The organism is Clostridium massiliamazoniense (assembly GCF_001403635.1).
Classification (GTDB): Bacteria; Bacillota; Clostridia; order Clostridiales; family Clostridiaceae; genus Sarcina; species Sarcina massiliamazoniense.
This window is the reverse complement of record NZ_LN879464.1, coordinates 80,109-103,040: the sequence shown is the minus strand read 5'-3', so window position 1 is coordinate 103,040 and position 22,932 is coordinate 80,109. Positions and strand designations below refer to the sequence as shown.

At 27.5% G+C, this 22,932-nt stretch carries 19 protein-coding genes; all 19 read right to left on the bottom strand.

Annotated elements, in window-relative coordinates:
* Nucleotides 1-662 precede the first annotated feature (662 nt).
* The 19 genes from ARA19_RS00755 to ARA19_RS00665 all read right to left on the bottom strand — a co-directional run bounded on the left by ARA19_RS00755 (nucleotide 663) and on the right by ARA19_RS00665 (nucleotide 22,399).
* On the bottom strand, nucleotides 663-1,031 hold the full coding sequence (locus ARA19_RS00755; RefSeq protein ID WP_055069067.1) for a hypothetical protein: 369 nt from the start codon (nucleotides 1,029-1,031) through the stop codon (nucleotides 663-665).
* Nucleotides 1,032-1,266: 235 nt separating this feature from the next.
* Entirely contained in the window at nucleotides 1,267-1,464 is a 198-nt protein-coding gene (locus ARA19_RS00750) for a hypothetical protein (protein WP_055069066.1), read from the bottom strand.
* A gap of 133 nt (nucleotides 1,465-1,597) precedes the next feature.
* Nucleotides 1,598-2,245, bottom strand: a complete 648-nt coding sequence (locus ARA19_RS00745) for a CPBP family intramembrane glutamic endopeptidase (protein WP_055069065.1) — start codon at nucleotides 2,243-2,245, stop codon at nucleotides 1,598-1,600.
* A gap of 1 nt (nucleotide 2,246) precedes the next feature.
* Nucleotides 2,247-2,918 (bottom strand): hypothetical protein, encoded by a 672-nt coding sequence (locus ARA19_RS00740; protein WP_055069064.1) that lies wholly within the window; start codon nucleotides 2,916-2,918, stop codon nucleotides 2,247-2,249.
* A 76-nt stretch (nucleotides 2,919-2,994) separates the two neighbouring features.
* Nucleotides 2,995-3,972, bottom strand: a complete 978-nt coding sequence (locus ARA19_RS00735; RefSeq protein WP_055069063.1) for a hypothetical protein — start codon at nucleotides 3,970-3,972, stop codon at nucleotides 2,995-2,997.
* A gap of 37 nt (nucleotides 3,973-4,009) precedes the next feature.
* Entirely contained in the window at nucleotides 4,010-7,450 is a 3,441-nt protein-coding gene (locus ARA19_RS00730) for a VirD4-like conjugal transfer protein, CD1115 family (RefSeq protein ID WP_055069062.1), read from the bottom strand.
* Nucleotides 7,451-7,685: 235 nt separating this feature from the next.
* Nucleotides 7,686-8,675, bottom strand: a complete 990-nt coding sequence (locus ARA19_RS00725) for a hypothetical protein (RefSeq protein ID WP_055069061.1) — start codon at nucleotides 8,673-8,675, stop codon at nucleotides 7,686-7,688.
* 322 nt (nucleotides 8,676-8,997) lie between these two features.
* Nucleotides 8,998-9,633 (bottom strand): hypothetical protein, encoded by a 636-nt coding sequence (locus tag ARA19_RS00720; protein ID WP_055069060.1) that lies wholly within the window; start codon nucleotides 9,631-9,633, stop codon nucleotides 8,998-9,000.
* Between the two features lie 442 nt (nucleotides 9,634-10,075).
* Nucleotides 10,076-10,384: a hypothetical protein gene (locus ARA19_RS00715; RefSeq protein ID WP_055069059.1), complete on the bottom strand. Its 309-nt coding sequence runs from the start codon at nucleotides 10,382-10,384 to the stop codon at nucleotides 10,076-10,078.
* A gap of 73 nt (nucleotides 10,385-10,457) precedes the next feature.
* Entirely contained in the window at nucleotides 10,458-12,392 is a 1,935-nt protein-coding gene (locus tag ARA19_RS00710; protein ID WP_055069058.1) for a C40 family peptidase, read from the bottom strand.
* Between the two features lie 33 nt (nucleotides 12,393-12,425).
* Nucleotides 12,426-15,383 (bottom strand): hypothetical protein, encoded by a 2,958-nt coding sequence (locus tag ARA19_RS00705; protein WP_055069057.1) that lies wholly within the window; start codon nucleotides 15,381-15,383, stop codon nucleotides 12,426-12,428.
* A gap of 1 nt (nucleotide 15,384) precedes the next feature.
* Entirely contained in the window at nucleotides 15,385-18,108 is a 2,724-nt protein-coding gene (locus tag ARA19_RS00700) for a VirB4 family type IV secretion system protein (protein WP_055069056.1), read from the bottom strand.
* Nucleotides 18,109-18,145: 37 nt separating this feature from the next.
* Nucleotides 18,146-18,493 carry a PrgI family mobile element protein gene (locus ARA19_RS00695; protein ID WP_084764104.1) on the bottom strand — a complete coding sequence of 116 codons (348 nt, stop codon included), beginning with the start codon at nucleotides 18,491-18,493 and terminating at the stop codon, nucleotides 18,146-18,148.
* Between the two features lie 109 nt (nucleotides 18,494-18,602).
* Nucleotides 18,603-18,941: a hypothetical protein gene (locus ARA19_RS00690; protein ID WP_055069054.1), complete on the bottom strand. Its 339-nt coding sequence runs from the start codon at nucleotides 18,939-18,941 to the stop codon at nucleotides 18,603-18,605.
* Between the two features lie 23 nt (nucleotides 18,942-18,964).
* The gene (locus ARA19_RS00685) at nucleotides 18,965-19,222 is read right to left on the bottom strand and encodes a hypothetical protein (RefSeq protein ID WP_055069053.1); all 258 of its coding nucleotides are present in this window, start codon (nucleotides 19,220-19,222) and stop codon (nucleotides 18,965-18,967) included.
* A gap of 38 nt (nucleotides 19,223-19,260) precedes the next feature.
* Complete coding sequence (locus ARA19_RS00680; RefSeq protein ID WP_055069052.1) at nucleotides 19,261-19,581, bottom strand: hypothetical protein; 321 nt, start codon at nucleotides 19,579-19,581, stop codon at nucleotides 19,261-19,263.
* Complete coding sequence (locus ARA19_RS00675) at nucleotides 19,578-20,162, bottom strand: sigma factor (RefSeq protein WP_207643329.1); 585 nt, start codon at nucleotides 20,160-20,162, stop codon at nucleotides 19,578-19,580. Before ARA19_RS00675 ends, ARA19_RS00680 begins: the two co-directional genes overlap by 4 nt.
* 333 nt (nucleotides 20,163-20,495) lie before the next feature.
* A complete protein-coding gene (locus ARA19_RS00670) occupies nucleotides 20,496-21,056 on the bottom strand; it encodes a hypothetical protein (protein ID WP_055069050.1) in 561 nt (186 codons plus the stop codon).
* Nucleotides 21,057-21,145: 89 nt separating this feature from the next.
* Entirely contained in the window at nucleotides 21,146-22,399 is a 1,254-nt protein-coding gene (locus ARA19_RS00665; RefSeq protein ID WP_055069049.1) for an acetate and sugar kinases/Hsc70/actin family protein, read from the bottom strand.
* Nucleotides 22,400-22,932 lie beyond the last annotated feature (533 nt).

Here is a 22,932-nt window from a genome sequence, read left to right as displayed (position 1 = left end):
ACTTAACCTTTCTTTATCCCACATTCTATACTTGATTATTTATAACTATATATATAATTATATCGACATGCTTTACAAATAATCAACGACATGTTTTACAAAATATATTTTTTTCAATAATTAATCATTTATATTTATCTAATTAACTAATTACAATCCAAAATTACCAAATATATGTAATTTAGATTATTATTTTATATTTTGATTTAATATACTTTGGAAAATTTTCTACATATTTTTTGAATGGTTTATAGAATATATCGGGATATAATCGACATAGTTTACAAATTATAATCGACATGATTTACAAATACACTCGACATACTTTACAAATTATAACCGACATAGTTTACAAATATGGTCGACATAGTTTACAAATACTATCGACATAGTTTACAAAAAAAACTATGTTAACCAGCTTGTAGAGCAACTTCCCAAAAGTGTACTATATTTATACAACAACATTATACTCTATTGTTATTTATACTATATTTTATACATAAAAAGGGTCATTATATTATATATTCATTTAAAATAGACTATATGACTATTAAATTTATTTTAAAATTTATTTTTCAAAATCATATCCTTGTAAATAATAAAAAGAGGTTATCTATTAATTTATAGATACCTCTTATCTTTATAAAAACAATTTATTATTTTTATCTAAATATATTATATACTCTCTTTTCTTCTTTATTTTCCTCTTTATTTCCCTTTAAGCTCTTTGTTTTTTGAATATTTTTATTACAATCATTCCATGCAGTTGAAGGTGATGATCCAGTTATAAGAGCTGCATCTTCATAAGTTGAATACTTACGACATTCTTGATGAACTTGTTTTCTACTCTCTTTATTTTGTGGATTAAATTTTAGTATAAATCCACTATAATATTCGTTATCAGAATCATTAGTTTTTTCTACATATATGACTTCATTTTTATTTTTATAATTCACTTGAGATTTTATTTTCCCATTATCATATACAGTTTGGGTTAAATTTATTCTTTCAGATACATTTTTGTCTTTCATAGATGAAATTCACTCCAATCTTTTTTGTTTTATAGTATAACAAAACAAGAAAAAAATATTTTTAAAATGTATGGATTTTAACAAACTAATTATCTTTTTAATATATTTAAAAGTATTTTTTAATATAAATAATGCAATAAAAATAAAATGATATATTCTTAATTATTTATTTTTATTATAAAAAGATAATAAAGAAGAGGTTATCTCTACTTCTAAAGACACCTCTTCCTAATATCTATTTAATAATATTGCTTAAAAAATTTTCAATGTTAAAATGGAATCCCTTAGACATTAGGTAAGTCCATATTACATAAAAAGCAAATATAAGTATTCCAAACTTCACTATAGCAAATGATTTTTTAATTATACCTATAATTACAGAAAGTAATATAAGTATTCCAAATGCAATAAGTGCTAATGATATGATACTCATTGCAAGCCCCCTCCTCTTTTGTTAATTAGCTGTTCCATAATAGACAGCAGCTCCTATAATAAGTCCTAACATAAATATTGATAATACTGTTATTAATATTGCGAAATAAAACACTCTTATTCACCTCTAATCTCTAATGGAATAATAAAAGTAAAAATGTTATTAGATTAATAGTTCTATGAAGTGTTATATTATATCTAATATTTTTATACTTAATATAAATTACAGATGAAAGAATTCCAAAGAACCAAGCATTTAATCCAGCTGTGAAACTTAAATGATATACTGCAAATAATGATGATGATATTAAAACTGGTAAAAACGGCTTTTTAAACTTATTTAATAAGTTGTCCAGTATAATACCCCTAAATACAATTTCCTCTAAAATAGGAGCCATTATCACGCTATATACAAATACATATATCCTTAGATTATTAGTAGTTAATAAAGGTCCTTTCATAAAGTAATCATATATTGACTTTGTTGGTAGCCACCAAAACAAAGAATTCATTATTAACAATTCAAATATTGAATATAGAATAGCTAAAACTATACATAAGATTATATATTTAATTTTAATTTTCCTTATCATTTTCACAGGATTAATTTTAAATACTCCAAATAAAACTATAAATACTAATAATCTGCTTAATAAATTTTCTAGCATTAATATTGAGTTATTAATATAAACATATTTCCCTAGCAGAGTAACAATAATATCTGAAATTATCATTATTACAATTAGATCTGTTGTTATTTTAAGTTCTCTTTTTACCAGCATCTTAATTTGCCTTCTCTTCTATTTTTCTCTTTAGAGTATTTATATTTTGCCCCATTAAATATGTGTTATCTACTTTAGAGTAAACAAAGCTTTTTATATCTAATGGAACATTTATATCTTCATAGAAGGCTAAATCTTCATTATCAATAAGGAGAATAATACATTTAACTTTATTTTTAATATCATATTCATTTAATATTAAATCTTCTCTCATACCTCTCTTATAATGAACCAATTTAACATTTTCTAAATCAATTGTTTTATTATTTATGTGTGTAAATATTATTTCATTTTCTGATAAAACACATATATCATCTATATTTTCAATTTCAGTTGTATTAGCGATAGCTGAAAAGAAATCTATAAATTTTTTATAATCATCTATATGATCCTTAATTCTCTTAGTAGCAATATTAGATATATAAGCATCATCCATTTTAATAAAATCCATTGAATATCTATTTTTGCTTTCTATTGTTTTCATAGCTATAGAAAATAATTCTTTATTATCAGAATTTCTAAGCTGTTTAGCTATATCATATGGGAGAATCTTATTCGGTTTTACTTCATTAACCTTTAAAATTTTATAAATATCATTTTCAGTTATAACTTCCATTCTATCTATAAGCTCTATTACTAAGCTTTTTAATTCTCTTGTGCCTTGTATTTTCATATTTTTTCCTCACCTACTATTACTTTCTTCTGTTCTTTGTAAAAGAAAAGGCTGCTATGCTAGCAACCTTGTTTCCTTATACAGTTATTCTTGTTAAAATTAATTTTCCAGAGATGAATCCTAATTTTTTTGAAATTTCTTTATCAACTCTTATACCTGAAACAGTACATTTTACTCTTTGGTTAAGTTTTAACTTAATTCCTTCTGGTCTATAACCTACTGCAACAAGTTCAGGTTCAACTTCTATTAATAGTTGTCCCTTTGGAGTCACCCCAATAATTTTACCTAAACAAGCATCACCAACGTTATAGAATTTTTGGTTTACTACTCTTTCACCAAATTTATTTTCAGTTACTGGTCTTCTATCTATATCTATAACGCCTTTTTCTACATCTATGCTCTTTATTTGCATTCTTGATATATTAGGTTGGTTTGAAATATAAAAATCTTTTACTGAAGGTATTTCAGCATAACTTAATTTAGCACGAGAAATTGTTTGAACTAACCCTTTCCATTCCACCACTAAATAGTCTCTTCTAGCTGCCAATACATTTACATTAACTTCAAATGGTGTTTTAGCTGCTAATTCTTCTAATGAGGCTAACATTTTTTCCTTTAAAGCCTTCATAGAAACTTTAATTTCTTTTATGCTTCCATCTTCATTATACATAATCTCTTTTATAATAACATTCACCTTAGCACCTACATAGCCTTTAAGGTATTCTCTTTTCTCAAATAATTGTTTTTTAGATAGCCCCTCTGTATCCCCTCTATAAAATCTAGGTATATACAATGTGCTTTCTTCATTTTCCATGATTATATCGTAATATTTATTAGCGAAAACTGCTTCTCTAGCTTCCTTACTTAAACCAGAGCTAAATATTGAATCAAATTTTTCTATTACATATTTTTTAAGTTCCTCTTCTGGATTTAATTTGATTATATTAGGATTTATAAGAGCAATAGTTAAAGGTATTTCAATCTCATCTCTCATAGCATCCTCAAAGAACTTTTTTTCTGCATTATAAATTTCTCTGTTTTCATTTGTTAACATAAATATTAATCCTCCATTTTTTCTAAATTGAGGTTAATTACCAGCAAGATTCCGCTGTTGAATCATTTTCTTTGGATGTTGTTTTGTCTGTTGAAGTTTTCTTTGCATTATCAATTTGCTTAATAGTACCTGGTAATTTATTTTTTTTGACCTCTTCAATATTATTATTATAGCTTAATTTATTCTTTTTTTCAGCAACATTCATTTGCTCTTCAATTATTTTATCTTCATTTTCCTTTTCTGAATTTTTAAGATTTTCTTCTGAATTTTCTATAATGCTAGTAGTAGGTTCCTCATTAATGAAATCAAATTCATCAAAAGAGATATCACTATTAATTTCACTAGTATTTTCATCTAATAATTCATCAGAGAACCCTTCCATTTCATCATTATCAAAAGGAAGTTCATCTTTAGAGTTTTCTTCTATATCATCTATATCTTTTATGTCCTCTAAATCTTCTATATCAATTATATTTTCATTGTTATCTTTATGAACTCTCTCCAAATGAATATTGACTATTTCTAATAAGTTATTAATAGACCTCTTATCTTCTTCTGATAAATTCTTATTACTATTTTTTAAGTTTTCTGCATTTTCTTGAACATCTTCTAATATCTCAATATCTTCATATTTACTATTAGATAATTTCTCGTAATAATCATTTATTATATTAGTTATAATAGCTTCTTTCTCTTCTTTAGTAATATCTAATTTAACAGAAGAGGGGTTGTTTTTATTTATTTTATCTTCTAAATCATCTAAATTATTAATAAGTGATTCCTGCTCCTTTTTCTTATAAAAAGCTTTTTCACTAGCTTCATTATATTCAAATTCTAAGGCTCTTATTTTTTCCTTTAACGCAGATATTTCTTTTTCTTTTGACCTTTCTGTAGTAGTACACTCTATTACTATTGAGCTTTCTAATATTTCAAATAAGCATTGGATACTTTTATTTGCTATATCAAAATTTTCAGATTTTATATTAGCTTTAATACCCTTTATAGCATATTTAGTTATTATCTCTTCTATAAGATTGTAAATTTTATTTTTTTGAATATCCTTTAATTCATGGATATCCATATTTTGAACAATAGATGTTAGCTTATTAAAGTCTTCTTCTGAGGAATAATCAAAATTACAACTATTTAAGTCTTTCATTATCTCTTGAACTTTATCAGCTATATTACTAGCTGTGATTTTATCAAATTTATCATTTAATACTTGCATTAAATCATCAAGTGATTTTTCTTCCTCTTCAGTAAGAGTTTCCTTTCTTAACTTATCTACTGTAGCTTTAATTTCTTCTAGTATCTCTATACTATTTCCATCAGCATTTAATCTTTCATAACAATTAGTTATTTCATTACTAATAAAATCTTTCTTTCTCTCTTTTTCTTCTCTTAAAACTCTTAATTTTTCTTCTAATAAAATAAGTGTTTTTTCCATTTTAGATTTTTCTTCTTCATTTTTAGCAGATGGAACAGCTCTAGCAACAACTTCCTTTTCCATTTCATCTACAGTTCTTGAACCCATATTACTTGTATCTATATAATCAAGAACTCCATCTTTATTTATAGCTTTTCTTAATTGCTTACACATTTCTTCTAAATAATGTTCATGATATTTTTCGGACCAAGGCTTTAACATATCATAGATATTATGTTCATGTATCTTATCTCCATCTCTATGTTGAGTATAGTCCATTTTAGTTGCTCTAATAGGTCTCATACCTGTAAGAAGTAAGATAGAATTCTTTTTTGGTTTCTTTAAAACTTCATCTGGTGTCATAAGATTTCTCTTAGCAAGGCCTTTGCTACTTCTACTTGGTAAAAACTTATGTCTTTCTTTCATTTCAGTTTGAACTTCTATAGTTGCATCTCCTAGCATTTCAGAAATGTATTTTGAAGTAGTCATTTCATTTGCTCCTAAGAAGATTTTATTATCGCAGTTGGCAAGAATTTCTTCTGCTATTTCTGGAGAATATCTACTAGCTAATTGAGATAAAGCTTGGAATATTATACAAATTGAAACACCCCTTGAACGAACAGTAGATATTTTCTTTTCTATGTCTGGTATCTTCGCTATGTTAGGAAATTCATCTAACAGGAAGTTTACATGATAAGGTAAAGATTCTCCTAATTTATCTGCAAAATCTATAAGGTTAATGAAAGCAAAAGTAAAGAATAATCCTGCTAGGAAGTTAAATGTTCCATGAGTATCTGGAACTACAACAAAGTATGCACATTTTTCTCTACCCGGAGCTGTAAGGTCAATATCATTTCCACTAAGTAAATCTCTGAAACTAGGTATTTGAAGAGTATCAAGTTTTATAGCTAGTCCAGACATAACTCCTGCAGCTACTTTTTCATTTCCAGCGGCTGTTGTAAATGCAATCCATGATTGAGCTGCTGGGTGATTTTTTTCTTTCTTTATAACTGAGCCTATTAATTCATCTAATCCTGTGAAACCTTGTGGGTAAGTAATATACTCATACACTGTTGCCATGTTTTGTCTTTCTTCGGGTTCATTGTATCTTACATAAAGAGCTATTGCCTTTAAAAAGTTAACATAGTGGTTGTCCCAAAATGGATCACCTTTCTCTCCTTGTCCTTTTGTATTATCTATTATAGATTTAGCAAAAATTGATGCAGTTTGCTCATCCCTTATTTCCTTTAAAACATTCCATCTATCGGAACAAGGAATATTATTAATATTAAAAGCTTTTACGTTATAACCATTTTCAACAAGAACATCATATGTTTTTGCTAGTAGTTCACCTTTAGGGTCAGTTACAAATATGCTTTCCTCATTTTCTATTAAATTAAGAATATTAGGAATAACAAATGAACGAGATTTCATTGAACCAGATGAACCAAATACTGCGAAGTTTCTATTAAGTGTTGTCTTTTTAGGTAAAGTTATTATTTTCTTAGTATTTTCAAAATAACCATAAACTAATCCATTTTTACCTTCTTTAGAAATTTCAATATAAACATCTGATTTAGAAGCTACACTTTCTCTATTCATCTTATCTATAAATTTTTCATCTGCCCATCTTGAAGTACCATAGTCACCTCTATTAGAGTATGTTACTTCTCCCTCTTCCTTTTGAAGTAAATCTGATAATACTTTTAATTTATTTAAATCAAGTAATTTTTCAGTTTCATGTCCTGATAGATGTAATACTACACATGCAATTACAAATATTATAAAGAAAAATAAATTAAGTTTTATTAATCCACATATAACTGAAAAGCTAGTTATAAAATCTATAAATGTTCTTAATGGATTTATATATAAGTCCATTAGATTGGTGTTGACTATTCCTTGTTCAGCTAAAATAACTAAAGGAGTTTCTATATACCAAGCCAAAGCTATTATTAGTAAAACTTTAGGTTGTTTTAATAATTCACCCAGAGCTTTTAATCCCTTCTTTAGTTTCTTTAAAATGGTGTTGAATTTTTCCTCTGATTTCAAAAACAAGACCTCCTCTTCATGTAAGAAATATATATAAACTTTTATTTGAAAAAGAATATTCCAATGAATCTTCAATTTTAAATAAAAAGTATTTATTCAAAAATTTGTCCTTAATTATTTAAAATACTATTTATTGAATTTTCTATAATTAATTCAAATATTTATAAATTATAATTTTATATTCTATATATTCAATTTTTTTCTTGTTAGTTATTTCTTTATTTTTTTCATCAATTTAAAGGCTTATTTTTAGTTTTTCTTTGAAGTTTTCAAGTGTAACTTTTCTATTATTTTGAGTTACTTTTGAATCAGTTTTTTTGTTGATTTTAAATGTATCTTTTTCAATAAAATAATCCATATAAACTTCTGAAAATATAACGCTGGCACTAGGTACTTTTTGTATATTTGCTAGGTTGGACTCCAACAGTTCTTTTTTTAAATCTAGCACCATTAAATTAGATGTAAATTCATTAAAAACTTCCATGCGATTATTAACCATTTTAGCGTTTGCATTTGGAGCGACTTTACTTATAAATTCAACCAAATTTTCGTTAATAAAGTACCCTTTCACATACAATTCCAACGTCTCAAAACCTAAACTTGTATTTGGTATTATTAACGCTTTATTTAGCTTACTCTTTTTAAACTCATTCTTATATCTTTTGAATTGGTTTAAATTATCTGCAATTATTATTATGTTTTTTATATAAGAGTTTTCTATATCTTTTAAAATTCTTTCCAATGTCATTTTCGTAAATCTTTTTTCTACTCTATAAATCAAATACTTTTCTTCTGGATCATTCCATCCGACACCAGCAAAAATTTTTATCTTACTAATACTATGTCCAATACTTTCTTCTTCTTTTAAAAATTCAATCCTGCTTTGAATGTTTTTAAATTTCATTTTAAACAAAATATCATTATCTTTATAATTTGCTTTTACTTTTTCTCCTTTGGGTGGTGATGAATATAAAATATCTATTCCCATTAATTCTAAATATTCTATTCCTTTTTCTCCTAATCCATATGCAAGTCTTTCTGCTTTTAAATAATTATATTTTTGCAACTTTACTATTCTTTTATAAACATAAGAATTATATATAATATCAATTTCATTCTCTAAAAAATATCTTACCAATGTTTCCTTCTTTATAAATCCATATTTATTTATAAGCTTCAACATATTAAAATCTCTTTCACTTATTTCTAAATTTCCTTTAGCCATTCTTGATTTCCCTCCTACAAAACCTATCGCTTTTAGATTTAGCTTTTCTCGTATTTTTGTACTTGAAACTCCCTATTTTTTTTAACGGTTTTAAGAGTGCTTTCTACTCTTTTTAAAATTCCAACGCCAATGTCCAATTCATTTTTCATTTTTTAGCCCTCTAAAACACCTTTTTTACTGATTTTCTTCAATAACTTGTATATGCAAGTCGTGATATTGAAAAAAAGCCATAACTTGCATATGCAAGTTGTGAGGGTGTTTTTAAAAATCTAATACAAAAATTGCTCCATAACTTGCATATGCAAGTTATGAGGAAGTTTTTTTAATTTAAAATTATATCTAATATTTTTTCTTTGTATTTTTCTTTATGTTTTTTATTTATTAAAGTTGCTCTTAATAGTTGTTGCTCTGAATTTAAATTGGAGTAACTTATAGTTAAATTATTGCTGGAATCATCTTTTATAAATCTTGAATTTCTAATACCATCAACAAATGGTTTGCAAAAATAATTATCAAAATCTGCAACCTTACCTATTTTTTTTAATTGAAATAGTAGCAGTGACTCATCCCAATTATTAACAACAAAACCCTTTTCCTTGAAATTAATTTCTTTTAATTTTTCAGAAACAGCATTGATTATTAAATTTTTTTCAGAAGTGTAATATCTAAAACTTTCCACTTTATAGTAATTTATTGGGAAGATTTTGCTTTCAAAGATTACAAATTCATCTTCAACATAATCAACTATAGTGATTAAATCTTTTCCAACATTTTCAACTTCTCTGAAATCTAACATACTATTTTCAACTTCTATCTTCTGTTTAATGTCTATGAAGTTATGGATAGTTTGAAAGCATTGTTCAATTGTATCGTCTATTAAATCAATTGAATTATTGTATACATCCTTATAATCATTTAAGCTCCATTCGGAGATTTGTCTTTTGATGTTTTTATCCATTTAAAAATCCTTCCTTTTTAAAAAGTTAATTCTTTTAAAAATAAATATTTTAAAAAAGTAATTTAATATATTTTTTAAATAATATATTATTTAATAATTTGAATTTTAAATTTGTTTAATAATTAAATTATTAAATTATTTTGTTATTTATATTTTTAAAAAGTACATTAATTAAATATATAATTTTATAAAAATAAATTATTTTTAATTTATTAAAAATCAAATGTAATTTATTAATTAAAAAATATACTAATTATATTAATCAAATATTAAAATAGTTAATAAATTAAATACTAAAATTATTAATGAATTAATTATTTAATTAATATAATAATTTTATAATTAAATATATATTGTTTTTAACTTATATATTTTTTAATTAATAAACTTAAATTAAATAATCTTATTAAGTTTTTTCTTAATAAGATTATTCAAATGACTTTTATTTCTTTTCCAGTTTATTCAAACTGTTTCGAATATCATTTAAAAGTTCTATTATCAAAAAGTTCTGTGCTAATATCACATCACTATTTGAACTATTTTCATCAGCCATAATTTTTGACATATTTTTGGTTACCTCAATTAAATTTTTATTTATTGTTTTATTACTAAAATTTAATTGGGCGTAATAGAAACTTTCTTTTTCCTCCTGTGATAAATCTTTTAAATTATGTAATCTTTCTAGTTTTGAGATTTCCTTTTCTTTTATCTCTTCATCTGTTTTCTTACCGAAAATAATTTTTAATCCCATTTCATCCACTCCATTCCATTCTTTAATTTTATTGATATAAAGAAAGGAGAAGCGATTTAACGCTCCCCCTCCTTTAATAAGGTCTAACTGCTTCGCTAACTTTTGGCGCCCAGTACGGACTATTTATACTTGCAATTCCAACACCTAACGCTGGATCTTCAGCACTAATGAATTTTCCATTACCTAAGTAAATTCCAACGTGAGAGTTTGGTCCTTCAACATTGAAGAAAATCAAATCACCTGGTCTCATTTGAGATAATGGAACTCTAGGATATGCTTGAACTAATGTCCACGTTGTAACACTAGATAGAGGCCCTAGTTGAATTCCAGCTTGGTCATAGCAATACCAAACAAAGCTTGAACAATCGAAGATATGCTCTTGCTCTTGTTGGAATGTTCTTCCCCCACCTAAAACATAAGTAGAGTTTCCTACGCAAGATTCAGCTACACTTATAACTTTTTTGATTATAGCTTGTTGATTTGCAGGTAATCCACTAATACCATTAACTCCAACAGAAGAAGCTGATGTTCTACTTCTATATTCCATTGCAAGTCTATAAACTTTATCGGCATAAGCATTGTAATGACCACAATCAAAATAAGCTTGTCCACAGTTATAAATAAATGCTGTTTCCTTTATAGCTTTTGCAAGTTGAGCATTTCCAACAGGTGCGTTCCAATCAATTTTACTCATATTGGCTGTACTCTGATAATTATTATTAGAAACTAATCCAGAATGGATTAAATAATAATTTAGATACCATCTCCATTCCCATCCTCCAACGAAAATTTGCATTTTAGGACTTTTCACGAATTCATTCCATAGTTGTTGAGGACTTCCAGTGAAACCAGCATGATTTAAAAATTGTCCCATACCTTGACTTAAATCATAGTCCCAGTTATATTTTTCAAATTGAAGTAATCCATATGCACCAGTGCAAGATACAGCATTAGGATTAAATGAACTTTCAGCGTTAGTATCTGCTACTAATAACCAATCAGGAACTCTAGTTGCTTTTTGAGCTTCTTGATAATAAGTTTCCCAAGCTTGTGCTTGTGGTGGTAATCCACCAACAGAACCACCAAGGAGACCTCCACCAAAGCCACCCATACTAGAAATAGGAGGTGCAGGTAGTTTATCATCTGTTAACCAATCCCAGCTATTTGTATCCCCTTGTTTAGAGAATAATATAGCCCCTATAGCAACTTGTAAATCACCCTTTGATACACCTTGTTTAGTCAGAAGGTTACTTAATAATTCATATTCATCTTTTTTATTCATTATTTTATTCGCAAGTGCAGGATATGAAGTTACAACCTTAACATCTTTGTTATAGCTGCTTGTATATTGCTCTGTTGAATAAGTATAAGTATAATCTCCATAAACGCTTATACTTGATTTTAATAATTTTACATTTTGGACTGAAACACTTTTGGTTGTTTTTCCACCTTTAGTTGTATAAGTAGTTGTTGTTACTTGTCCATTTTCAAATGTAAATTGAGGTTTTAAATCTTTTAATGCTTGTGCTACCAGTTTATTAATCTCACTATTAGTTAAAGGTAAATTAACTCTTTTATCTAAGATAAGAAATCTTATATAGTTTTCTATTATATGAGGTGATGCTAAACATTCACCTGTTAATCCTAAATAATCATGTGGGATATTTTTATCAATATTCTGATTTACATCTCGCACTATTAACTGTTCTTGTGAGCTTGAAATAATAGATTGAGTTTCTTGTTGAGTTCCTGTGAAGTACCCAACTACACCGATAGTACATATAAAAAAGATTATAAATATTATTCCCCAAGGAATCATTATAATTCTAAGGAGGGCAAAGCCCCCCTTTTTTAAAACTTCTTTAGCTGGTTTATTGAGAAAACCTTTAACGGTATTTTTAATACCTTCACTTAATCCACTTTTAAGTCTTCTAGCTCCCTCTTCACCTTCTCTTTTGCTACCTTGTAGCAATCCCTTCATAGCACCTTTTAGAAAATCTTTTAACATTTATTATTAACCTCCTTCCTTTAATCTAAGGGGTTATTTCTTTTGTGGTTTATTTGTGAAAGTAGTTTTGTCAATGTTAACCTTTTTTCCATTTGAACCACTTTTATTAAATGTTGTAGGTGTTGAAGCACCTTGATTAGAATTTGAATTTGTTATTTTTGAGTTTCTTGTGCTAGGAGCTTTTAAAGTTCCATTATTTGAATTTTGGCTATTTGAAGTTGTATTTGTAGAAGTCATTCCAGAACTACTACTGTTATAAGAATTATTACTACTTATTGAATTTACTCCACTTCCTACTGAAGTTCTTGAACTTGAACTGCTAGTGCTTGTAGGAATTGATGAAGAACTACTATAATTAGTATCATTTACAGAGTTTATTCCGCTCCTTGATGAAGTTGTTGAACTTGAACCACTTCCATAATTGCTAGTGCTTATAGGAGCTGATGAACTACTACTGTAATTAGCATCACTTACTGAATTTATTCCACTTCCTGCTGAAGTTGTTGGGATTGATGAAGTTGTTGAACTTGAACTATCACCGTAACTGCTAGTGTTTATAGGAGTTGATGAACTACTATTAGTATCACTTACAGAGTTCATTCCACTTCCTACAGAAGCTGTTGGAATTGATGAAGTTGTTGAACTTGAACTATCACCATAACTACTAGTATTTATAGGACTTGATGAACTACTACTAGTATCACTTACAGAGTTCATTCCACTTCCTGTTGAAGTTGTTGAACTTGAACCACCACTATAAATATCTATAGGAGTTGTATCTTGGCTTACAGTTGTTGAAGGTTGAGGATTATAATTTACTAATCCTCCATTATGTTTAGCAACTTCATTTTCAAATTGTTTTGTCATTGTATAGTTTGGTCTAACTTGTTGTCCTTCAGAATTAGCTGAATTTACTATGTTATCATAAGAAGATTGATTTTGAGAAGCTAGTTTAGTAATAGCATTATTCATTCTTCTTCTATTTTTATCTTCCATAGTAGGCTTAGGTTTATCAGAATTACTTTCAGCGTGTGAAAGTCCTGTAGCTAAACCATCATTGTTACTTTGATTTGGTGTCTTAGCTAAGTGTTCAAAACCATTAGAATCTTTCTCAAATCTATTAACATCTCCTATACCTAGAACTTTATTCGCAAATTCATTTTCAGCTTTAGCTTGAATCCATTCTGATTGAGCTACTTTTAAGTTTTTATCTTGAATATCGTCTCTATTTCCTTCTTCTTCTGGATTATTAGCTATAAATTCATCTGTTTCATCTTTTGCTTGTTGAGTAAAGTCTGGCATTGTTACTAAATAATCTGGATCGTTTTTCATAGCAGTTTCAATTTGAGATATTGTTCTGTCCTTAGCATCTTCTATATTATCTCTAGGGCTTGAATATGGGTTTTCATTAGTAGAATCTTCAAGATTTTTAAGGAAAGCATTTTTAGTTGCTGTACCATTAATACTTTCTAATCCATCATTACCTAATCCAGAAACCCCATTAGGATTAATAGTTTGTCCATTTTTACTTGCGTTATCTATTAAGTCTTTTCTAGCCTGTGAAGCTACATTATTTAAATTATTATTTTTATTACTTGCTGAAAATCCACCAAATACCTTTCCACTATCTGATACAACTTGTGCTTTAGAAGAGAATCCATCTTTTATAGTTGCTCCCATATCATCTACTCCTGCTTTAGCAGCTGCGAAGTTTTCTGGTATATCATTAATTTTTGATGGAACTTTAGCAACTTTATTGCCTAGTTTTTGAGCTGTAGATTTAATCTCAGAACCTAATCTTTTAGCGTTTTGGATATCTCTACTTACTCCTAATGCTCCACCTATCATACCTCCAATAGTAGCTCTTCTTGCAAATTCATCCTCATTAATTCCACTCATTCTAGTCATCCAACCTTGGACTGAATTTCTAAGAACACTTGCAACTTTTAATGTCATTGGTAATCCCACCAATAAGAATAAGAATTGACTTGAATTATGTTTTGGTAAAGAAACTAATAAAGCTGAAAATACAGTAAATGTTACTGATAAGAAGAATCCCATAAGGGCATTTGATAATAACTCTCCAAGCCATATTGAAAAGGCGTTAATATTTCTATCTAATCCCCAAAGTGTAATAGCTATAGGAGTGAATACTATAAATACAGCTAATGTTATATCTCTTATATAGAAAAGTACATTTACTCTAAGATTTATCCATGTGAAGTAAAATGCAACAAATCCTCCATATAAAGTTCCACTACTATCCTTTGATAATTTAGAGAAATCTAAGTTTGGAATTACATTTTTAGCAGTTTCATTGAATATATCCCATAATGTATTACCAAATGCAACTATGATTTGGCATAATAAGAATCCTCCAGCTAGTACAATTATTACAATGCACCATCTAAAAATGTTATCTTTAGCGGCTGTTATCTCTTTAGGGCTTAATGAACTTCTTAAAAATGAAATACCTGTTTTAAATACCATTACAGCAAATAAAGCTACTGCTGGTATTGTTAGCACACCATAAATTCCTTCTAATACATTCCATTGTTGTTGAGTGAAAATAGAAGCTGTTGCTGGTGTTACTAATTTGTTTATTGATGTAAGACCAAAGATTGAGTTTATACAATCTGCTACAGCCTTAATAAACGCTCCAAACATTGATCCTAAAAATCCACCTGTATCTCCAGTAGGATTTGATACCATCTTAGCAATATTTGCATTGGTGCTCGCAACACTTGAATTTAAAGTATTTGAACCAAGGCTCATTAAATATCCATATAGAAAACTCACTATAAGACCTAAAGAACCAAGTATCAGAACACCAATTACATATTTGGAAAGTCCATCAATCAAAACTTCTCTTTTATCTGAATTTTTCTTATAAACTATTAATTTAAAAATAATTATTGTCAGTGTAATCAAAATAGCAATTACACTGATTAATTGTAAAATAGATATTATTTGGGGAAATTGTTGGTTCATGCTATCTACCTCCTGTACTTTCAGCTAAAGTATTACCTGATGTAGTAGCAAATTCTTTTTCTTTTTCAAATAAATCTACTTGTGCCATTATGTTTCCAAGCTCTGTACTAATAATACATTGTCCTTTTTGGAAGTTTGGTAAACTCTTCTTAGCTGAATCTGATAATCCAAAATATTCAGCAATTTCGTTTGAAAGTCTTGCATCCTGTCTAAAAATATATTTGAAACTGCAAAAGTCTAATATAGCCCTTCCTTCTATTGTAGAAGAGAACTCTTGAATTGATTGAGAGGATATTATTAGACTGATTAAGAACTTACGCCCAGAACGAGCGAATTCCTCTAATAACTCTAAGCTTTGTTTATGCTTTGCCAATCTATGACCTTCGTCAAGTCCAATATTCTTTTGGATGTTTTTCATTTCTTTCGCTGAAAACATAGCCCATAACCAGTTTAGAATTGTTGTCATTGCATAGGTTTTAGTTAAATCATCTAAATCTCTAAGAGAGAAAACAACAAATCTTGTATCTAGCAACTTAGCTATTGCTTCATCTGTTTCACAGTCGAATAAATTCATCATTCCATCTCCTGTGATTATTTTCATCATTTCAGCTATTTCTGTGATTTCTGGGACTTCTCCCTTTCTTGCTTCAAGTTCCATTCTCAAATCATTTAATGTAGGTCTAGACCTATCTATTTTTATACCATCTTTTGTTATAAATAAGCTTTCAGGGTTTGTGGTTATTCCTTTTTTCTCATAAATTGTTTTAACAGCTTCAGAAACAGTTGATATTTCAATTCCTTTTAGCCCATTTCCAGCACGATAAGTTGCAATGAAGTTATTTATCATAGCTGTTATTGTGGCTACTTTCTCGTTAATAGGTACAATTTCTTCTCCTGTTTCATCATCAATAATACTTTTAATCTCTAACGGATTTATTCCTGTTTTTATACCGTTTTTTAAATAGATATGTTTCCCACCTAGTTTTTTTGCTTCTTCTCGATACTCATTGTGGGGGTCTAAAACTACATATAAATCTCCTAAGAAGGAGCTTCTTGAAATTTGAGTTTTCATAAATGATGATTTCCCCGAACCTGGTTTTCCACACACATAAACATTAGGGTTGGAATACATTTCACTTTCGGGTAAATGTGGCTTTTGGCATATAAATGGGTCCAAAATCACAGGGTAATTAGTTAATAAACTTCTTCCTATAAATCTTCCTTCGGGATGCCTGAGATGGGTACATCCAGAGGGTAAAAGACAACTAGCACCTCCAGCAGTTATATTCTTCATGTTACTTTTATACTTCATAAATGGTGTTGGTAAAGTATTCATGAAACCTATTTTTTGGTCATAGAACATAACTCTTAAATCCATACCTAGATTGGCGAAGTTTTCTTTTATAGTTTTAGTCTTATCTTCTAAGTCAGCTAAATCATCACTATATAGAACTACTATTACTTGACAACTAAATAATTTATCTGCATTAGTTTCTATAGATTCGATAATTGCTTCCATATTTGATACGAGCTTTCTTTGAGCGTGTTCCCTAGTTCCAGTTTCCTTTTCTTTTAGATATATATTAGATATAACTTTATTGGATTCTGCCCTAAGTGTTTTACTCATTCTAGCATCATTTAATTTGATTAAATCTACATGGAGTTCCATGTTTTCTAATGTATTTAAATTGTTTAAGGTAGTTATATTAAGAGAGGAAGGTAATGTATTAACTACTAAGCATCTTAGGTAACTATTACTTCCTAATCTTATATAATCTGCTTCTTCTACGAAAACATCTGGTTTTAATATCTCAACAAATCCAGTTTGAGTTAAATTATATTCTTCAACGGATTTCTTGTGATTTTTCTCTTCAAGTTCTTTAAGTTTGCGTTGTTTTGCTATGTATTTTTTGTATTCTTTAGGGCTTTGTTCTTTTAGCTGTTCTCTTTTTTGTAATTCAGCCTTAGCTTCACCCTCTATTGATGCCATAGCATTTCTAAGAAATTCATCTGTAACCCTAAAAGGCTTTCCAAATTCATCTACTTTCTTAGTAACAAAGCTAAATGCGTCTTGTTCTATGAATTTTTCTAAATCAATATCTAATTCCTTATGGAATGTTCTGTATAGATATTCTAATAAATCAAAATTCGCTACTACGCTAGTTCTAAAGTTAGCATCTTGAAGATTTCTCATTATATAATTTGCTCTATCTAATAACTCTTTCTTTGCAACTGCTTCATTAGGATCATTAGAGAAAACAACTATATAATTTAGTTTAATATTACTTCCAGTCTGATTTTCCATCATCTTTAATTCATCAATAAGATAATTTTTATATTCTTCTACATACTCAGAGCATTTTACATTTTTAGAAATTGCATTTATAAATTCTATATATCTTTTAAAATTTTGTTTTCTACTACTTCTCTTATACTTAACGGGGAAGTCTAATGCGTATGTAAAGGATAATGCAGTTGTTTCAAATGCGAATAAATCATCATCTGAAAGTAAGTGAGGGTCAGAAGAGGAAACTCTTATTATCATAGAATAACCTGAACTACACTTTAAAACAGCAGTTACTTTTCTTCCTTTCTCCTCTATATCTAAGAATTCTTGAAATCCAATAACTTCATTCATTTTCTTGTGAATTGCAGTTTTTTGAATTTTCTTAGCATCTTTTTTGGTTGCTAGTTTATGGGTACTCGTTTTACTGTTAAACTCCACTAAATCATCAACTCCTTACTCCTTAAATTTGAAATTTTTACTTATAAAATCTTATAACTCTTTTTCTTAATAGAAATCTAAGTTTTTTAATTAAGTATCCAGCTAAAGAATCACCATTTACTTTTGTAAAAGCAAATACAGTAGCTATTAATAGTAAGATTATTTCTATTACTATGTAATAAATCAATAAACCAAAATCAATATTTATAGTTCCTGCCTTCTTAGCAAAGGCTGATGAGTGAGTTATTAACATTCCACCTAGAATTAAAGCAGGTACATAGTAAGCAAATTGTTTTAGTGTTAATTTACCACCTAAAATTTTGTCCTCGAACTTCATGTCAAAAGGTATGTTATATTGTGTCATATAATCAAATCCTTCCTGCATTATATTTTTAAATATAATGGCAAGAGAAGTTCACTCTTGCCATCAATACTTAATATGCTATTTAAAACAATTAACTTAATGTATTATCAAAATTTAATTATTCTAAATCTTAGCTTATTGCTGTTACTAAGTATCCAACGATTCCTACAGCTAATAAAGCAACACATAAACCTATACCAACCCAAACTATACGAATCATAGCATCTGATCTTGATTCTTGTCTTCTAGCTGTGATGATAAGTATAGCCGCTAGTGAAACAACACCAACTGCTGCTATTAAAGCAACAAGTTCAGTAACTTTTTGTATAGCTGGAATAATAGTTTGTCCTATTTGACTTGTGTTAGCTGTTTGAATACCTAAAGATTGAGCTGTTGAGCTTAAAGAACTACCACTTAAAAAACTTAGTTTTCCTACAAAATGATTAATTAATAAAATTATTTTTTCCATTACAATTTTTCTCCCATTCTTTTTTAATAAAAATTAACTATGAAATAAGCTATTAGTGGACTTATAACTCCTAATAGAATTACTCCGACTATAACCCATTTAAAACCATCTAGCACCATTGAACGTTCTTCGCCATTTCTAGCAACAATTATATTCCAACTTATAAGACATAGCGAAAATATCGCTAAAAGTAATCCTATAACTAAAATATAAGGTACTGATACATTAATAAAATGGCTAACGAACTGGGCTGTACTTTGATGTAATTGATTTAATTGCATGTATTTTCCCCTTTACATTTTATTGTTGCAAGATTGCCCTATTTAGCCATTGTTGAAATCCAACCTACTAATAAAGGAGCATTCATAAATAAGATTATCGCTGCTATTATTCCTGCGATTGAGAATCCTGCGGCTTTCATTCCTTTTTTAAAGAATACAGCACTTAAAATTAGAGCAAATACAGCTAAAATCAAACAAATTATAGCTACATTATTAAAAATTCCTGTAAAAAAAGTATAGAATTGAGTTGTAATGCCATTAACTTTATCTGTCATTTGAGATGTTGTTACGGTTGGAATACCTATTTGATTAGCAACGCTACCTTGAGGTGAACTTCCTGATAGAAAAGACAGTATCATAGAATCACCTCCTTCCTTAGACTAGGTAATAAGCTTCTTTTTCTTGAATATAAATAAGACATACTAACATTTTTTTCTTCAGCTATTAGAGATATCTTCTTATCTTCTACGAAAAATTCTCTTAACCAGTCTTTCTCACGAGGGAATTCATTGAGTATTGACTCGATAAACATTTCACTTTCTACACTTTGTAACATTTTATCTTCGCTTCCTATCACTTCACTAAACACTTCAGTTTCTGTACACAAGCTATCTAAATAAATAATCTCAGCTTCTGTTCCATGAGCCTTATTGTATTTATAGGAGAATGATAGTATTTCTAGTTTAATAAATTTTACTATTTCTCTTTTGATAAACCCAGTTGCATATGTATGCAACTTAAATCCTTTGCTTATATCAAAAGTCTTTAATGCTGTTAGAAGTCCAATGACCGCACTATTATATATTTCCTCTTCTTGAGCATATGTGAGGTTAAATAACCTTATAAGACTTTTCATATAGCACTCATAACTATTGATTAATTCCTCCAAACATTCCTTATCGTTATTTTGAGCTTTTAGAATAAGTTCTGTTTTATCCAAAATTTATTTAGATAAGTATTTTTTCTTTAACTCCGACTTGAATGTTTAATTTATTTTTTTCATGTGTAGTGCTTTTAGAAAGTTTATTCATATTACTAACTCCCTTCTGTAATTAAAATGCAAAATTATACTTAATAAAAAATAGAAAATTTTGCGATAAATAATGGTACTTTTTTAATTACATTTTAAATATTAACAATTCCATTAAAAAAAGTCCACAAAATCGGCTCGTTTTAACAATTTATTAACATTTAGAGGAAATATTTTGTAGAAAAGGCAATAAAAAAACAGAGATTTTTCATAAATCTCTGTAAAAATGTATTTTATTTACTTTTAATTTTCTTCATCAACATATATAGTTCCTACTTGGAAAACATCATCATCTTCTTGTGAGACAAAAATTGTATTAGAGGAATCATTTTCAACACTAACTGGTTGAGAATCTTGCTTTAATTCAACTTCAGCATCATCTTTGATAACTTCTTGTGCTTGAACAACCTCTTTTTCTGTTTCAATTTTAATTTGAGAAACTTCTTGCTCGTTATTTTCTTCTTTAATATCATTTTTAATTTCTTCTTTTGGCTCAGAATTGATTTTTACTTCTTCAATAGTTTCTTCTTCCATTACTGTAGCTGCTAATTCTGTAGTAGCACTTTTATCAGTTTTAGTTTTTGCTGGCTTTTTTTCTACTTGCTCTATTTGAGCCATTATACTATTTAAACCATTATTTTTTTCTTGTTTCTTTATATAATCATCAAATATTTTCTCTGTTAATTCAGTTAATGTTTGACCTTTTAAATAAGCTAAAACCTTTAATTTACTGTGATAAGAAACATCAACAGGTATAGCTTTTCTTTTTATTTCATTTTCTGATTTGATTTTTTTTCTTGCCATTATAAACACACCATCCTAATATAATTTCTTTAGTAATAAAGGATTGATGTTACTCAATCCTTTATATATATTTTTAAGTTCCTTAAATTTTAAAGTCCCTTAAAGTTAGGAGAACTAACTTTTGTGAAAAGTCCATAAACTTCTAATTTTACAGCATATTTCTTTGGTACATAGAATAATTTTAGTTTCTTTTCATCACAAACTTCTCTAAGTTCTTTTTCAAGTTTATATTTCATCATAATAGAACCACCGCCATATACACATACAAGAGAAGGAGATTGTCTATTAAGTTCTGATATCATTACTTCTTTTATTTCACGAGCTTGTCTTGAAATTGGTGAATTTAGATTTTTAACTATTTCATTGAAAAATCTATGATCCTTGTCATTCTCCATTTTATTTCTAACTATATTTGCTAATTTTTTTGGTTCAAGAATATCTTCTGTACCAGGGATATCCTTTAAGAAGTTAATTGATTCAACCATAGCATGACCTATTCCATTTTTAGTTCCAGTCTTAAACTCAGGTAACCAATTATATAAGATTGTTCTAGGGAATTCAGTTGTACCCTCACCGATTGCTATGTGCATTATTTCGTTATTTTTATCTCTAAAGAAATCTGCACTTAAATTATCATTAAAAGCTGAATTGTGTTCTGCAAATACATCTGCTTGTGCATTAGCTAAGAAATAAGCAGATGTAACCCCTTCTTTCTCAACATCAACTTCATTAAATTTAACTTTAACATTTATAAATCTATTTTTAGGAATATATATCTTAAATTCAAAAGCTTCATCATTATTTTTAAATCTATTAGCTAATTGAAGAGCTAATTTTTCAGTATAAACTCTTATAGGAATTGAAGTAGCTAAATCAGCTTCTATTTCTATAGAGCCTATTTCATCTATATCTGATAATTCAAATGGTTTCCCATTATTAGCTTTTTCTATTTTTTCAACTTTATTTTTTATACCTTCAGCAGCCATGTAACCTATTGTAGAAAGAATAGTTATATCATTCTTAACTTTATCATTATCAACATCTATGTTAAGCCCTTGAAGTCTTCTACCACTTCTTAAAGCACAATTACCAATATGGTATATAATTTCTTGTATTTCTTTTTCTCCTAAGAAGTTAGCTTCTTCCTTATAAAAACCAATTATAAGATTGTTTTTTAAATCCTTAATAGTTTCAATATCCCAAGAGCTTGTATCTGGAACTGCTGTTCCTCTTTCATACATTACATTAGGTTGTTCAGTATATTTTCCGTTAATTAAAATTTTCGTATTTCCGTTACCATTATCATTAGCAACTTTCATTTTTATTACTTGATTTTCACTCATTGTTTCATCCTCCAAAATATTTTTTTACTGTGATTTCATACCTATATTAACATAATTTTTTAAAAAGTTCAATAATTAATTATATGAATTTCAAAATAGTAAAAAAATAAAATTATAATAATATTTAATTTGTTAAATAACATATATTTTTTACTAATTAAATTTATTTAGTATTTAACTAATATAAAATTTAAATATAATAATTAATTTATTTTTTAATAATTATAATTATGAAATATTATTACTATTTAACAAATTAAAAAATTAAATACAGTTATTATTATGTGTAATTAACTTTTTAATTTGTTAAATCTATATAAGAATTATACTTTTTAAAAAATGTACTATATAAAAATTATAAAACTAAATTTTTAAAAAAGCTGAAAAGTATAATAGTAAATTTGTTTAATAAGTTAAAAAGTATAATAGTAAATTTATTTAATTATTAAATATATATAGTAATTAAATAGTTAATAAGTTAAATTATTATATTTTTTTTATTTGCTTATTTTAGCTTTATTGATAGAAAGTCC

Excerpts from the sequence above, each read along its gene's own strand:
- ARA19_RS00755 (WP_055069067.1), bottom strand. The coding sequence starts at position 1,031 with ATGAAAGACAAAAATGTATCTGAAAGAATAAATTTAACCCAAACTGTA.
- ARA19_RS00750 (WP_055069066.1), bottom strand. The coding sequence starts at position 1,464 with ATGAGTATCATATCATTAGCACTTATTGCATTTGGAATACTTATATTA.
- ARA19_RS00745 (WP_055069065.1), bottom strand. The coding sequence starts at position 2,245 with ATGCTGGTAAAAAGAGAACTTAAAATAACAACAGATCTAATTGTAATA.
- ARA19_RS00740 (WP_055069064.1), bottom strand. The coding sequence starts at position 2,918 with ATGAAAATACAAGGCACAAGAGAATTAAAAAGCTTAGTAATAGAGCTT.
- ARA19_RS00735 (WP_055069063.1), bottom strand. The coding sequence starts at position 3,972 with ATGTTAACAAATGAAAACAGAGAAATTTATAATGCAGAAAAAAAGTTC.
- ARA19_RS00725 (WP_055069061.1), bottom strand. The coding sequence starts at position 8,675 with ATGGCTAAAGGAAATTTAGAAATAAGTGAAAGAGATTTTAATATGTTG.
- ARA19_RS00720 (WP_055069060.1), bottom strand. The coding sequence starts at position 9,633 with ATGGATAAAAACATCAAAAGACAAATCTCCGAATGGAGCTTAAATGAT.
- ARA19_RS00715 (WP_055069059.1), bottom strand. The coding sequence starts at position 10,384 with ATGGGATTAAAAATTATTTTCGGTAAGAAAACAGATGAAGAGATAAAA.
- ARA19_RS00710 (WP_055069058.1), bottom strand. The coding sequence starts at position 12,392 with ATGTTAAAAGATTTTCTAAAAGGTGCTATGAAGGGATTGCTACAAGGT.
- ARA19_RS00705 (WP_055069057.1), bottom strand. The coding sequence starts at position 15,383 with ATGAACCAACAATTTCCCCAAATAATATCTATTTTACAATTAATCAGT.
- ARA19_RS00695 (WP_084764104.1), bottom strand. The coding sequence starts at position 18,493 with ATGCAGGAAGGATTTGATTATATGACACAATATAACATACCTTTTGAC.
- ARA19_RS00690 (WP_055069054.1), bottom strand. The coding sequence starts at position 18,941 with ATGGAAAAAATAATTTTATTAATTAATCATTTTGTAGGAAAACTAAGT.
- ARA19_RS00685 (WP_055069053.1), bottom strand. The coding sequence starts at position 19,222 with ATGCAATTAAATCAATTACATCAAAGTACAGCCCAGTTCGTTAGCCAT.
- ARA19_RS00680 (WP_055069052.1), bottom strand. The coding sequence starts at position 19,581 with ATGATACTGTCTTTTCTATCAGGAAGTTCACCTCAAGGTAGCGTTGCT.
- ARA19_RS00670 (WP_055069050.1), bottom strand. The coding sequence starts at position 21,056 with ATGGCAAGAAAAAAAATCAAATCAGAAAATGAAATAAAAAGAAAAGCT.
- ARA19_RS00665 (WP_055069049.1), bottom strand. The coding sequence starts at position 22,399 with ATGAGTGAAAATCAAGTAATAAAAATGAAAGTTGCTAATGATAATGGT.